Origin of the sequence: Bacillus cereus group sp. N11, from assembly GCF_016483605.1 — a bacterium.
GTDB lineage: Bacteria > Bacillota > Bacilli > Bacillales > Bacillaceae_G > Bacillus_A > Bacillus_A toyonensis.
In genome coordinates, this window is sequence record NZ_JAEHBN010000003.1 from 174,723 (window position 1) to 188,751 (window position 14,029).

Sequence of the window (14,029 nt, forward strand, 5' to 3'; positions counted from 1 at the left end):
ACTCAGAAATCTAGAGGAGAACGAGCACTAGCATAATTACACAGAAACATTATAGAAATTACCTGCACTATTCCTCCTTCTCCTATATAAACAAAGATTATAAATGACGCAGTAAGGCCGGTACTAACAATGTCATTACAAATATAAAAATTGAACTATATCTCAAACTTGAACTCCATTTCCCATATTTGGGATGTTCAAATTTCTTATAAAGCATACCTAATGCTAGAGATATTAAAAACATTAAAACAGCTGTTCCTAAAATTATAGAAGTAATTAAGCCCATCAAATTACTCATAAAGGTTTGAAAATCAAAAGAACGGGTTGTCAGCATTAACACTGGTAAAATCCTTATTAGTAGTATGAGTATAAATGAACCTACTCCAAAATAAATGGATCGCTTTTTCCACTTTATATGCTTAAACCATAAAGAAGCTCCAAAAACTAATAAAGAAATTAAAATTACTACAGAAAGGATAAGGAAAATAACATCAAAAAATGCAGGCACACTCGCATGAGCTGCCCCATCTATTTTATCTCCACCATCTTTCATTACATCACTGCCGCCATTAAACAAAGAACCAAACCAGTCTACAATCCAATCGGTCATCCAGGAAATATCGAATGGTAAATCTTCATTTTTTGTTTGTGTAGGAGCAACTAGGTTGAAAATTTTCAAATTCCCCTCCCCCTTCATTAAAAATTATCCCCTTTACTTCAAGTATATAAATTTCCCTAACCAAAACTAAGAAAGTATTAAATCATATTTGATTAAATAGAAGAAACACTTTTATGAATAGAAATTTCATTTGTTACATCTGTACACTCGCGTTTTGATGACTATCCATTGCATTTAGCTTTGTCCCTATTTTGGAATAAGTAAAAAAATACCCATCCAATTGTGATACACATAATAATTGGATGGGTACTTCATTACACATTCTTTATTCTATTTTTATTGATATAGACGAGGTTTATACATTTCATGGTGATACAAACTATAGTACCGCATTAAAATATTACAACTTAATTCACTCGATTTAAGAAAATAAAATTTCACAAACTTTCGATGATAGCTTCTTGGTTTATCAGGAAGGAAGAACGTACGTTTGAAAAAACGCAGCATAATATCGGTTTTTCTAACCTTGTAAATGACTTAATATATATCTTTGCGTATTTATGTCTTGGCGTTTTAATGCCGTTACTAATTCTCGATTAACATCTGATACAGGTAATGGTTCTCCATATATATCAAATAATCTTATACCCAACTTACTAAAAATCCGTATATTATTAAGATTCCTACTCTCTTGTGTATAACTAATAATATTGCGTAAATTAATCCCAAAACTTATCATAAACTAACGCTCCCTCTTCAATGTAAATAGATATGGATATACTTCTATTTATTTTCGAGGAATCCCTTGAAGCTTAATAAGCCCTATATATTTCTCAATACCATGATAGTATAAGCTCTCTCTTTTTCTACTATAGTGCTACGCCACCGCTTATAAGAAGTATTCAATAGACAACAGTTAAAAAATCCATTAACGAAACTTGTACTGCCTTAATTTTACTATTTAAAATTTAAAAGTACGGATAGGTAAACTATTCAGAATATTCTGTATATTAGTGAAAAAAATCATAGTTAAATTTAATGTATCTATTTCCTGTTATTATCAGAATAAGCCTTTACAGAGAAATGGGGGATATTATGACTGTTCAAGAAAAAAGTAATAAGCAATTGATGGAATTATTACATGAATGGTATGAAGAAATGCGTTTATATCATGTAAAAGAAGCAAAACAGACATATCTACAAGTAAAAGAACGTTTAAAGGAAATAGAAACAGACCAATATGTATCATTCTATTATTCCCTACTGAATTTTAGATATAAAGTCTTGGTAGATGGAATGAGTATTACAAAAGATTCTTTTAATAAAATAGAAAAACTCCCTAATATCAAAGAAGAATTTTCATTTTTAGCTTACTATTATTATTTCTTTAAGGCAATCCACTCTACAATTTTAGCAAATTATACTGAAGCGAAAACACACTATGAAAAGGCAAAAGAACTTTTAATTGATATACATGATGAAGTAGAAAAAGCCGAGTTTGAGTATAGATTTTCAACTTACTGTTATCAATCTTATCAACCATTTGAAGCGATTCAACATGTAGTAAAAGCCAAAGAAATATACCGGAATCATGTAGGCTATGAAATTAATATTGCTTTATGCGACAATGTATATGGACTGGCTTGTATAGATCTAAGAGAATTTGAAAGAGCGGAAGAATGTCTCAATACGGTTATTGATGTTTGTAAGAAGTATGATGAAGAACAATTATTATTACGAGTACGATCTAATTTAGGCTGGTTATATAATATTCAAGATTTATATCCATTGGCGATTAGACAGAGTTCTGAAATTATAAATACCATACCGAACCATTTTAAAGCATTATTTGTCTTAGCACGAGCATATTATAAATTAGAAGGCGTTGAAACAGCAAAAGCATATATCGAGCAAGGAATGAAGTATTCAAATGAATCAGGAAATGAGGAATATAAGCATCGTTTCGCAGTTTTAAATGAACTAATCACAGAACTACCTAGAATTAAACTAGAAAAAGTAGTTACTGATGCAATTTCTTATTTTGAAAAAGAGGACATGTGGGATTGTGTAAAAGAATATGCAGAGATTTTAGCACTCCAATTTTACGAGGCAAATAATCATGTTAAAGCGAGCAAATATTTCTATATTAGCAATAATGCTGATAAGAAACATTTGAGAAAAGGAGCGTTAAAGTAATGAAAAAAATAAAAAAATTGTTTTTAAGTATGGTAGTAGTAAGTGCATTAGCATGTAGCATGATTAGTTTAAATGTATCACAAAACTCTTCGTTTAATGGTGGAGATACGCCAGCACCAACAAAACCGATTGTCTCTAGCGGGGTATCTATTGATTAACGTAATACATTTTTCTCGCTTTAGAAATCAGAAAATTCAGCCTCTTAATCCTTAAAAAATGTTGAATAAAATGGATAAAATATCGAACCCATAGTCCGAAACACATTTGTTTCGGACTATTTACGTTCTTCTTTCAACTTTTCTATATAATTGTGAGCAAAATGAAAAATATCAAACAGTTGATTGAGAAAAAGCACTGCTAAAATCTTCAGCAATGCTTTACGATTAGACGTAATATGATAATGAACGTCTAATTTTTTCTACTCATGAGTTCTGTAGACACATATATTTTTATTTTAACTTCAAGATACGCTCTATTTCCTTCAGACTTAACTTACTTGCTTTTGCAATAGTTTCAAGCGGTACACCAATTTCATGTATCCCTCGAATCATTTGCATCTTACCTTGCTCAATACCTTTTTCCATACCCTCTTGTTCTGCATTCGCTAGCTTTGCTTGTTCATCTAGAAGTAGTTTCTCTCGAGCTTCATATGCTGTTCGGAAAGAGGAATCATGGCTCATGTTTTCCCCATCTCCTTTTTCAAAATAAAGAGGACACCAATTCTTAAAACACCTTTTATGACTGCTTTAATGAATTAGTGTCCTCTAGTTTTTTAGCCAGACTATATCTTATTTCTTTTTATTTCCAAAAATTAAAATTTTCAAAAACACCCCTACACATTTTTAAATTTTAATTAACTTGAAACATGTATTTTTTATAATTTTTATGCACCGATAAAATAAGCCCCATCATTATCATATTTGAAAATAGCGAACTCCCTCCATATGATAAAAAAGGTAGTGCAATTCCTTTTACCGGCATTATCCCAACAATCATACCAATATTTTGGAAGATTTGTAGTGTTAAAACACTACTTGTCCCAGCACATAATAATGTACCAAACAGATTCTCTGCTGAATAAGCAATTATAGTTATTCGATATATAAGAAGTAACAAGACCAATACAACGATAGCTGCTATTATAAATCCACCTTCTTCAGCGATAGTAGCAAAAATAAAATCAGTATGTTTTTCAGGAATATATACACTACCTTGACCGAATCCTTTTCCATGTAATTCACCACTTCCAACAGCTAAAAGAGATTGTTGCGTTTGATATCCTTGATCTGCATTTTCAGCTGGATTTAGCCAACCTATAATGCGTGATTGTTGGTGCGGTTTTAACCTAGTAACTAATTCTTCAAAGAAAAAATCTGGATATTTTTTATATATAAATATTAATGTAGATAATATAGTTACCGGGATGACTGTACAAAATGCAATTAATTTCTTTTGAATCCCTGACATAAATAAAATACATGCAATAGATGCTGCGTATAAGAACACCATACCTGTATCTGGCTGGCTGTATACTAAAGAAATAGGAGGAATTGAAACTAACATAATTTTTCCGACCAATATGAAATCAGTTTTATATGTCCGAATCATATATTTGGCATTATGATTCACTACTAAATTGGCGACAAATATAATTAGTGCAATTTTGAAAAACTCCGATGGTTGAATTTGACCGATAACAGGAAATTGAAACCATCTTTTTGCTCCTAATTTAACGGGAGTAAACGTTGACTCCGGTAGTATTTTTAATATAACAATTGCCACAGAACCAACAATATACAATGGCCAAGAGAACTTTTGCCATTGATCCCAATCAATACTTGCAACAAATATTAACAGTACAAAACCAATTATATAGTTCCTACCTTGCTGCAATGCAAAGTTTGTGCTTCCATACTGACCAGTTTGTTGACTACTATAAATTGCAGCGGTACTAATAATACAAAACATGCATAAAATTAAAATTAGTTTTTTATCTAGACTCCTTAATAATACTATTATTTTACTCATGAAACCCTCCTGTAGTACTCAATAAATTCCACGCTCCATAATAATTACTAGTACCCTTTTTATAAGATTTTTTGTTATTCAAATAAAAATTACATTATTATGTTATAACGCGAAATTTTATTTTATCTAAACTTTCTCTTAAGGTTTCACTTTAAATAGTTAAAGTAATAATAAGTAAATCTTAATTTTTCCTAAACTAAAATGAACAAGTCCTTATTATCCAGAATTACTTTTCTTCTTTAAAACTTCCTCATTTCCTTTCGTTCCAAATAACTGTTTAAAAGCAAAATCAATACGTAAATTTACTAATTTAGTGGATATGGATTTTCTCTCCCTGTCTATATCATTTATTATTGTACATAAAAAAAGGTAGTACATTTAAACAGGCTCTTACGTTACCTCACATAAGAGCCTGCCTAAATTGACAAAAAATTAATGGTTCTGAGCAAAAACAATTGCAAGTGACATCGTTTTTGTCCAGAACCTTTATTTTCATCTATTCTTTTTCTGGCCAAATTTTCGCATTTGGTTCTAATAACCACTTGTGTTCTTCCTCCATGATACGATCATTCCATGGGTTATTCTCAAGATGTCGAATCATCCAACAAAAATACATTGCATATCCAGGTGCCGTTGCTTGCGGGTGATCTAGCTCACCTGGAATTGTAATAAAACTATTATGTACAACGCGATAAGCATCCTCACCTACCATTGCACATCCAAATCCCTGTGGCTTGTTAAAGCGATAATAATATACCTCCGGTTGATCATGGTGATGCGGTGGGTAACTCGACCATCGTCCTGGATAAGAAATAACTTCTCCTACTACCATATTAGAATATGCTGCATTGTTATAGTCAAAAATCGTACGAATAACACGCTGCGCTGTTCCCTCCCATACTCCTTCTCCAGCTACAACACTTTGACACTCATTTGGAGTATACAACTTGGACGCAAATTCTTGGTCATTATCTGTTTTTTGAACAAGCACTTCACTATCTGAAAGAGCAGTAATTGTAACCTTCACATTTTTAGCCACATGCAAACACCAAGGGTTTTCTTCAAAAACAGACTGCCTTTGAATAACTTGTTCCATTCCATCCCACTCTAAACGAATTGCCCCTTCTAGTAAAAGTACTGCCGTTTCATTCTTATTATCAAATAACAGCTCTTCTTTTCCATTAGACATCTTATATATGCCTATATCCATTAACATATCACTGCAATGACCGTTCATTTCTGTTAATACATTATATCCTTCATTTAATTCACCTAATTTACCTAACATGATGTTCTCCTCCTTTTTTTATGGCTACTCTATCGTTCTCTATCTTTGTCAGCTAACTAAATTAAGAGTTCCTTCTATTATTTAATGAAGAAAGCTTTTCTTGTTATGCTTTGTTTTCACTTCCGAATATGAGCATATGATTTTTAACGTTTTCGTATGCGGCCTCAATTACATCTTGATGATACGTAAAGTAATCTGAATAAGGAGTATTTAGGGCAGCAGTGTTAACCGCAGCAATTACATTCTGAAACGTCGCTGTTGCTACATTAATTTTTCGAACACCATGTTGAATACATTGCTTGAAATCCTCTGGACTAATGCCAGAGCCACCATGTAAAACGAGTGGGATATGAACTACCTCATTAATTTCCTGCAAGCGGTCTAATCGTAAAGCAGGATCTCCATTATACATACCATGCGCATTTCCAATTGCAACAGCTAATGCATCAACGTCTGTTTCTTCTGCAAATCGTTTTGCTTCTTTAGTACTTGTCAGCAACATTTCAATATCTTCTGACCCGTCTTCACTACCACCTACTCTGCCAATCTCAGCCTCCACAGTCGCTCCGTACTGTTTCGCAAGTTCTACAATTTCTTTTGTCCTTTGGATATTCTCCTCTAACGGATAATGCGAGCCATCAAACATAACCGAACTAAAACCAATTTCTAAGGTCTCTTTAATCTTTTCAAACGTCATACCGTGATCAAAGTGAACTGCTACTGGGACAGTCGCTTTTTTCGCCGTAGCTACCATCAAAGGACCAATCAGATGAATTGGCGAATGATTCAAACGAACTTCCGCAATTTGTAGAATAAGCGGCGAACGTAACTCTTCTGCTGCTCGAATAGCTCCCATTACCATTTCCATATTAGCGACACTAAAAGCACCAACCCCATAATTCTCTTGATTTGCTTTTATTAAAAGATCTTTCATTTGAACTAATGGCATTACATACTCACCTATTTCAATATTATTTATTAAATTTAAAACCAACCTTCTCGTCTTTTTACTCCTTTTGTAAGAAGATTTGTTGATTGCCATATCATTAACTTAGGGATAATCTCAAAATGCGGAAATTACAGACCTGCTTTTTCTTGTATAAATTTTCGGGCTTTTAATGCGTACTCAAAAGGATTCGCTAAAGCTGGATCTTGCTCTGCTTCTACCACAAACCAACCCTTATAATCAGAGTTTGCAAGGGTAGTAAACACTTCATCAAATACAATTACGCCATCTCCCGGAACTGTAAATGCACCATTCTTCACTGCCTGTAAGAAGCTTAATTCGTTTTCCTTTACAGCATCTACTACTTCCTGGCGAATATCTTTTAAATGTACATGTTTAATACGAGGTAAATATTTTTTCAAAACATAAAGCGGCTCTTCTCCTGAAAAAACTAGATGACCTGTATCAAAAAGCAGTGATACAAGCTCTGGATCCGTCATATCCATTAACTTTTCAATTTCTGCCGTTGTTTGAACACCCGTACCCATATGATGATGGTATACAATATGTAGCCCCTTTTCCTGAGCTAATTTACCGAGGTGATGTAACCCATCTGCAAGCTTATTCCACTCTTCTTCTGTAAAAACGGGCTTGTTTTGAAATAGCGGTACATCCATTAAACCTTGAATACTATGTCCTTGCTCTGATACAACGATGACTTTTGCACCCATTTCATGCAAGAAATCTCTATGTTTAATAAATGCTTGTACCGTCTCTTCAAGCGGCTTCGTTGTCAAGAACGCACTAAACCATGCGCTAGCAATCTCCAGGTTTCGTAATTCCAATGATTTTTTCAATACAACTGTATTTCTCGGATATTTATTACCTACTTCACTTCCATTAAATCCAGCTAGTGCCATCTCACTAATACATTGTTCAAACGTATTTTCTGCTCCTAGCTCCGGCATATCATCATTTGTCCAAGCAATTGGTGCAATCCCAAGCTTAATCGTGTTTTCTTTGAACATCCCCATGTCTCTCCTTTTTATAAAATGTTATAGAATTTCGCCAACTTCTATTATCTGTTCGTTAAAAAGAGAGCTTCCTAAACAATATGCATGTAGATAAAAAGCTCTCTTTGTGCCCTAATCTAATAAGATCTTGCCTTTTGCAAGTTACTTACTTTACTCTCATACGCGGCTTGTACACTTTGACTATTAGATACTTCTGCAACACCTACATGCCACCATGAATCGTATCCATTTGTCATTGTTTTTGGTAATACTTTAATATCAATCAATGTAGAAACTGTTTGTTTTTTCGCATCTATAAGCGCTTCCTGTAATTGTTCTATCGATGTAACACGATACGTTTTTACGCCATATCCAGCCGCGCTAGCTGCAAAATCAATTTTCATAATTGCCCCGTTTAATTTACGAGTTTTCTGGTCTCGGTAGCGAAACTCTGTTCCAAAGCTGCCCATACCATTGCCCATTTGTAAGTTATTAATGCAGCCAAATCCGGAGTTATCAAATAATAAGACGTTAATTTTTTTGTTTTCTTGAAGACTTGTGACAAGCTCAGAATGAAGCATTTGGTAACTGCCATCCCCTACCATTGCATATACTTCCTTCGATGGTTCAGCTAGCTTTGCACCAAGTGCGCCTGCAACCTCATAGCCCATACAAGAGTATCCATACTCCATGTGATATGTATTAGGTTTATTTGCTGCCCACATTCTTTGTAAATCACCCGGAAGACTTCCTGCCGCACCAACGATAATCGCATCTTCATCAAGCAATGTATTCATTTGTCCAATGACTGCAGTCTGTGTTAATTGAGTACCAAGTGCGTCTACATACTCATGTAAATTCTCATCGAAATGACCTTCAACTTCTGGCGTAAAACCTTGATCTGTAAAGCGAATATTATGTAGACGTGCTAATTCTGTTTCCCAAGCCTCTTTTGCATCAGCGATTTCTACTGTGTAACTAGATTGATAATCAATTGCTTGCAGTTCATCTATTAGAGCAAGAAGTGCTTCTTTTGCATCTGCTATAATCTTTAATGCATCAAGCTTATTCGCATGGAATTCTGAAATGTTAATGTTTAAAAACTCAACCTCTTCATTCTGAAACAATTGTTTAGATGCAGTTGTAAAATCAGTAAATCTTGTTCCGATTCCAATAACAAGATCCGCTTCCTTTGCAATTGTATTAGCTGCTAAATTCCCAGTTACCCCAATGCCGCCAAGATTATATGGATGACTACTTTCAATCGCGCTTTTCCCTGCTTGCGTTTCTCCAAATGGAATGCGGAATGTCTCAGCAAACTGCTTCAGTTCCTCTGCCGCTTCTGCGTACCTTACACCACCACCGCAAATCATAACTGGCTTTTTCTTTTTCTTAATCATTTCCACCGCATCCGCTAAACTGGCTTTTGTAGGTAGACGACGTTCAATACGATGAACACGCTTTTGGAAGAAGTAACTTGGAAAATTCCAAGCTTCCCCTTGGACATCTTGTGGTAAACAAATTGTTACAGCTCCTGTATCTGCCGGATTCGTTAAAACACGCATGGCTTGAATCATAGCTGTCATCAATTGTTCAGGACGGTTCACCCGGTCCCAATACTTACTTACCGCACGAAATGCATCATTCGTAGAAATAGATAAGTCATGTGTTTGTTCAATTTGTTGAAGAACAGGATCAGGTTGTCTCGTTGCAAATACATCACCTGGAAGTAGTAAAACGGGAATATTATTCGCAGAAGCTGTTGCAGCAGAAGTAATCATATTTGCTGATCCAGGACCAACAGAAGAAGTACATGCCATAATTTGTTTTCTATGTTTTTGTTTTGCAAAGGCCATCGCAGCATTTGCCATCCCTTGTTCATTTCTCCCTTGATATACTTCTAATTCCTCTGCATCTTCTTCTAAAGCTTGACCTAGGCCTACTACATTTCCATGACCAAAAATCGTAAAGATTCCCTTAATAAATTTTTGTGGTTCTCCATCAAACTCTACATATTGCTGATTCAAAAATTTCACCAAGGCCTGTGCCGTCGTCATTCTAACAGTTTGCATATTGTTTGCTCCTTTCTATCTCTATCAGTCATTTTGCATATGAAAAAGGAGTATCAGGAATTTGGTAGACTCCTAATACTTCCTTCTTATGTTTTACTACTTCTGCTACTTTCGCTTACAAGCAACTAGAGAGATTCTACTTCTCTCTGCATGATTATTTTTCCCAACGAGATGTAAGCATTTTCTTTCTAGTATAAAACTCAACGCCGTCAGTACCATTCGCATGGAGATCACCATAGAAAGAGTCTTTCCAGCCAGAGAAAGGGAAGAATGCCATTGGCGCTGGTACCCCAACATTCACACCTAACATACCTGATTCAATTGTTTCACGGAATTGACGTACACTTGCTCCGCTATCTGTATAAATACAAGCTCCATTTGCAAAGCGAGACTCATTCGCAATTTCAATCGCTTCATCTAGTGATTTCACACGAACAATTGATAAAACAGGAGCAAAAATCTCATCTTGCCAGATTTTCATTTCTTTTGTAACATGGTCAAAAATTGTTGGGCCAACGAAGTAACCAGCTCCTTTTACCGCTGTATCTTCGCGTCCATCACGAATTAATGTAGCGCCCTGTTCTACACCTGAATCAATGTAACCAATTGTACGCTCTTTATGGTTATCACGAATAACTGGCCCTAAAAATACATCTTCATCAAGACCATTACCGATCACAATTTTATTTGCTTCTTCTACTAGTCTTTCAACTAGTTGATCAGCAATTTCTTCTTCTACTGTTACAACAGAAGCTGCCATACAACGCTCACCAGCTGAACCGAATGCAGCACTAATAATTTGCTTTGTTGCTAGCTCCAAATTCGCATCATTTAATACAATGGAATGGTTTTTCGCACCTGCTAATGCTTGCACTCGTTTTAAGTTTTCTGTTCCTTTTTTGTATACATATTCTGCGACAGGCTGGGAACCTACAAATGAAATCGCCTTCACTAATTTGTGTTCAAGAAGACCGTTTACTACATCGTGTGCACCATTTACGATATTTAATACACCTTTTGGTAAGCCTGCTTCTTCAGTTAATTCGGCTAATTTTGCTGCTAGAAGTGGTGTACGCTCTGATGGTTTTAATACAAATGTATTACCACACGCAATCGCAAGTGGGAACATCCAGCATGGAACCATCATTGGGAAGTTAAAAGGTGTAATCCCGCCTATAACACCAATTGGGTAACGATACATACCAGATTCTATACCTGTCGCAATATCAGGAAGCTGTTTTCCCATCATTAATGTAGGAGCACCTGCAGCAAACTCCACGCACTCAATACCACGAAGAACTTCACCATAAGCTTCGTTATAGCTTTTTCCGTTTTCAATCGTAATAAGTTTCGCCAACTCTTCCCAGTTATCTACTAATAATTGTTGATATTTAAATAGAATACGAGCACGTTTTGGCACAGCTGTTTTAGACCAAGATTTGAAAGCTTCATTTGCTGCTAATACAGCTTGTTCAACATCTACTTTTGTTGAAAGAGGTACCTGGGCGATTTCTTCCCCTGTTGCTGGATTGTATACCGCTTCCATCTTAGTTGAAATAGATTCTACCCATTCGCCGCCAATGTAGTTTTTTACAATTTGTGCTGTTTGTACTGTCATATTCATTCTCTCCCTTTTATGTAATGTAGAAGCGTATATAAGATACGCACTTACTTGATTACTCATTTATGATGTTTCTATACAATTTCCTCAGCCGTTTCCATAAATGAAGAAATCTCTGCCCTTGTTGGCATTGCATCCGAACAGCTATGTTTAGAAATAACAATGGAAGCAGAAGCACCACCTAATCGCATCGCCTGAGGAATTTCAAGCCCTTGCATTAAGCCATAAATAAACGCAGATGCATACGAGTCGCCAGCGCCAAACGTCTTTAATACCTTTGTTTTAAAAATACCGCCGCGGTGCGATTGGCCGTCTCTCGTATAAGCGATTGAACCATCCCCGCCATGCTTAATTACGACGATTTTTGCATGATGAGAAAACCATCTTTCAGCCGTAACTTGATCATTAGATTGTTCGTAATTTAATAGTTTTTCCATCATATCGAATTCTTCACGCGTTCCAATAATGACATCAGATTTTTCAGCCGCTAGATTGTAATACACAGCCGTTTCAGCCTCTGATTGCCATGTATACGGGCGGTAATCAACATCAAAAAATACGACTACATCATGTTTACGCGCATATTCTAGCGCTAAAAATACCGCCTCGCGAGAAGGACTTTTCGCTAAAGCTGTTCCTGAAATTAAGAGAGCCTTTGATTGTTTAATATAGTCCTCAGATACTTCTGTTGGATCAAGATTTAAATCTGCGACATTGTCGCGGTACATTAAAATACTACAATCTTCAGGGCTTTTAATTTCTGTAAAAGCTAAACCTGTCACTGCACCAGTGCGATCAATACATATCTGATCCGTATTAATATTGTTATCTTTTAAGTATCCTGTAATAAAGCGGCCCATTTGATCATCGGACACTTTACCGATAAATCCTGTTTGTAAGCCAAGGCGTGCCGCACCAATCGCAATATTCGCAGGAGAACCCCCCACATACTTAGTAAATGTTCTTGTTTCTTCCATAGGACGTTGTGTTTCATTGGCATTTAAATCAACGCATAAACGTCCAACTGCAATTAGGTCTAATGAACAATCTTCTTTAAAAATAAGTGGATTCATTGTTTCTACCTCCCATGCTTTATGAAAGAGTGAATGATATGGTTCAAAAATTTTTATAACCATACGATTCACTACTCTTTAAATTTCTAGAAGTAAGCGCTCTCTTTATTGATTAAATGCAGGCTGTTTATGTTCAATTTGAACAGGTTTTCCTGTTAGTAAAGATTCCTTCGCGGCCTTCGCAATTCGCTCCGCTTGTAGCCCATCATTACCACTGCAAATAACAGCTTGTCCTTCTATAATTGACTTTGTAAATTGTGTTACTTCTTCAATGTAAGCCTGCGTATAACGCTCTAAGAAGAAATAAAGCGGCTTATCTTTTACAACACCTTCTGTTTTTGACACTTGCACAGTTGTCGGGCAGCAATTATCCGCAGCGACCGCTCCTTTTTCACCAAACACTTCAAGACGCTGGTCATATCCATAAACAGCTTGGCGGCTATTATCAATTACCCCTAAAGCTCCATTCGCAAATTTTAATGTGACAATTGCTGTATCAACATCATTTACTTCCTGAATGGACGGATCAATTAATGTTGTTCCATATGCAAATACTTCTACAACTTCACTATTCATCACATACCTAGCCATATCAAAATCATGAATCATCATATCCATAAACAATCCACCTGAAGAACGAACATATTCTATACTTGGCGGTTGTGGATCTCTAGACGTAATTTTTAAAATATGTGGGTGTCCCACTTCTCCTTGTTGAATAAGATCATAGACTTTTCTGAAGTTAGGATCGAAACGGCGGTTAAAACCTACTTGAAGAGATACGCCTTGTTCTTTTACTACTTCTAATGCATCTAATGTTTCTTCTACCGAGAAACTAACAGGCTTTTCGCAGAAAATATGTTTTTTCGCAAGTGCCGCCTCTTTAATAATTTGTGCATGTGTATTTGTTGGTGAGCATATAAAGACAGCATCAATTTCTGGATCTGCTAATAAATCCTGATAGTTTGTAGTCAGAGTGGAAATCTCTTTATCCTCAGCCCACTTTTCTAGATGACTAATCATTACATCTGAAACCGCTTTAATTTTCACTTGTGGCATCAGCTGCAAATTATCAACATGCAGTTTCCCAATACGTCCAGCCCCAATAATTCCAATCGTTAAAACATTCATATGATTTCTCCCTCTTTATTTAAATTTAAGAAACAAAATGAA

At 35.5% G+C, this 14,029-nt stretch carries 12 protein-coding genes and 1 pseudogene; 2 read left to right on the forward strand and 11 right to left on the reverse strand.

Features of this window, described 5'->3' with window-relative positions:
* Window positions 1-97: 97 nt before the first annotated feature.
* Together JDS98_RS06870 and JDS98_RS06875 are read right to left on the reverse strand one after the other, a co-directional pair.
* Entirely contained in the window at window positions 98-697 is a 600-nt protein-coding gene (locus tag JDS98_RS06870; protein ID WP_199633689.1) for a hypothetical protein, read from the reverse strand.
* Window positions 698-1,139: 442 nt separating this feature from the next.
* Window positions 1,140-1,358, reverse strand: a complete 219-nt coding sequence (locus JDS98_RS06875; protein WP_046960315.1) for a hypothetical protein — start codon at window positions 1,356-1,358, stop codon at window positions 1,140-1,142.
* A gap of 356 nt (window positions 1,359-1,714) precedes the next feature.
* On the opposite strand from JDS98_RS06875, the gene JDS98_RS06880 reads away from it, so the two are divergent.
* Together JDS98_RS06880 and JDS98_RS06885 are read left to right on the forward strand one after the other, a co-directional pair.
* On the forward strand, window positions 1,715-2,815 hold the full coding sequence (locus JDS98_RS06880; RefSeq protein WP_141555955.1) for a response regulator aspartate phosphatase: 1,101 nt from the start codon (window positions 1,715-1,717) through the stop codon (window positions 2,813-2,815).
* Entirely contained in the window at window positions 2,815-2,973 is a 159-nt protein-coding gene (locus JDS98_RS06885; protein WP_000721354.1) for a Phr family secreted Rap phosphatase inhibitor, read from the forward strand. Before JDS98_RS06880 ends, JDS98_RS06885 begins: the two co-directional genes overlap by 1 nt.
* Before the next feature lie 291 nt (window positions 2,974-3,264).
* Here the strand turns inward: JDS98_RS06885 and JDS98_RS06890 are convergent.
* From JDS98_RS06890 to iolG, 9 genes and pseudogenes are all read right to left on the reverse strand, one after another.
* Window positions 3,265-3,501: pseudogene (locus JDS98_RS06890) on the reverse strand (Rpn family recombination-promoting nuclease/putative transposase); the annotation flags it as partial.
* Between the two features lie 163 nt (window positions 3,502-3,664).
* A complete protein-coding gene (locus tag JDS98_RS06895) occupies window positions 3,665-4,843 on the reverse strand; it encodes an FtsW/RodA/SpoVE family cell cycle protein (protein WP_199633690.1) in 1,179 nt (392 codons plus the stop codon).
* A 496-nt stretch (window positions 4,844-5,339) separates the two neighbouring features.
* Window positions 5,340-6,131, reverse strand: coding sequence for a 5-deoxy-glucuronate isomerase (locus JDS98_RS06900; protein WP_098392125.1), 792 nt, complete (start codon window positions 6,129-6,131; stop codon window positions 5,340-5,342).
* A 103-nt stretch (window positions 6,132-6,234) separates the two neighbouring features.
* On the reverse strand, window positions 6,235-7,080 hold the full coding sequence (locus JDS98_RS06905) for a class II fructose-bisphosphate aldolase (protein ID WP_199633691.1): 846 nt from the start codon (window positions 7,078-7,080) through the stop codon (window positions 6,235-6,237).
* Window positions 7,081-7,208: 128 nt separating this feature from the next.
* Window positions 7,209-8,105 (reverse strand): myo-inosose-2 dehydratase, encoded by an 897-nt coding sequence (gene iolE, locus JDS98_RS06910; protein ID WP_199633692.1) that lies wholly within the window; start codon window positions 8,103-8,105, stop codon window positions 7,209-7,211.
* A 122-nt stretch (window positions 8,106-8,227) separates the two neighbouring features.
* Window positions 8,228-10,162, reverse strand: a complete 1,935-nt coding sequence (gene iolD, locus JDS98_RS06915; RefSeq protein WP_199633693.1) for a 3D-(3,5/4)-trihydroxycyclohexane-1,2-dione acylhydrolase (decyclizing) — start codon at window positions 10,160-10,162, stop codon at window positions 8,228-8,230.
* A 154-nt stretch (window positions 10,163-10,316) separates the two neighbouring features.
* Window positions 10,317-11,780 carry a CoA-acylating methylmalonate-semialdehyde dehydrogenase gene (locus JDS98_RS06920; RefSeq protein WP_199633694.1) on the reverse strand — a complete coding sequence of 488 codons (1,464 nt, stop codon included), beginning with the start codon at window positions 11,778-11,780 and terminating at the stop codon, window positions 10,317-10,319.
* 77 nt (window positions 11,781-11,857) lie between these two features.
* Window positions 11,858-12,856 carry a 5-dehydro-2-deoxygluconokinase gene (gene iolC, locus JDS98_RS06925; protein ID WP_199633695.1) on the reverse strand — a complete coding sequence of 333 codons (999 nt, stop codon included), beginning with the start codon at window positions 12,854-12,856 and terminating at the stop codon, window positions 11,858-11,860.
* A 105-nt stretch (window positions 12,857-12,961) separates the two neighbouring features.
* On the reverse strand, window positions 12,962-13,987 hold the full coding sequence (gene iolG / locus JDS98_RS06930) for an inositol 2-dehydrogenase (RefSeq protein WP_199633696.1): 1,026 nt from the start codon (window positions 13,985-13,987) through the stop codon (window positions 12,962-12,964).
* Window positions 13,988-14,029 lie beyond the last annotated feature (42 nt).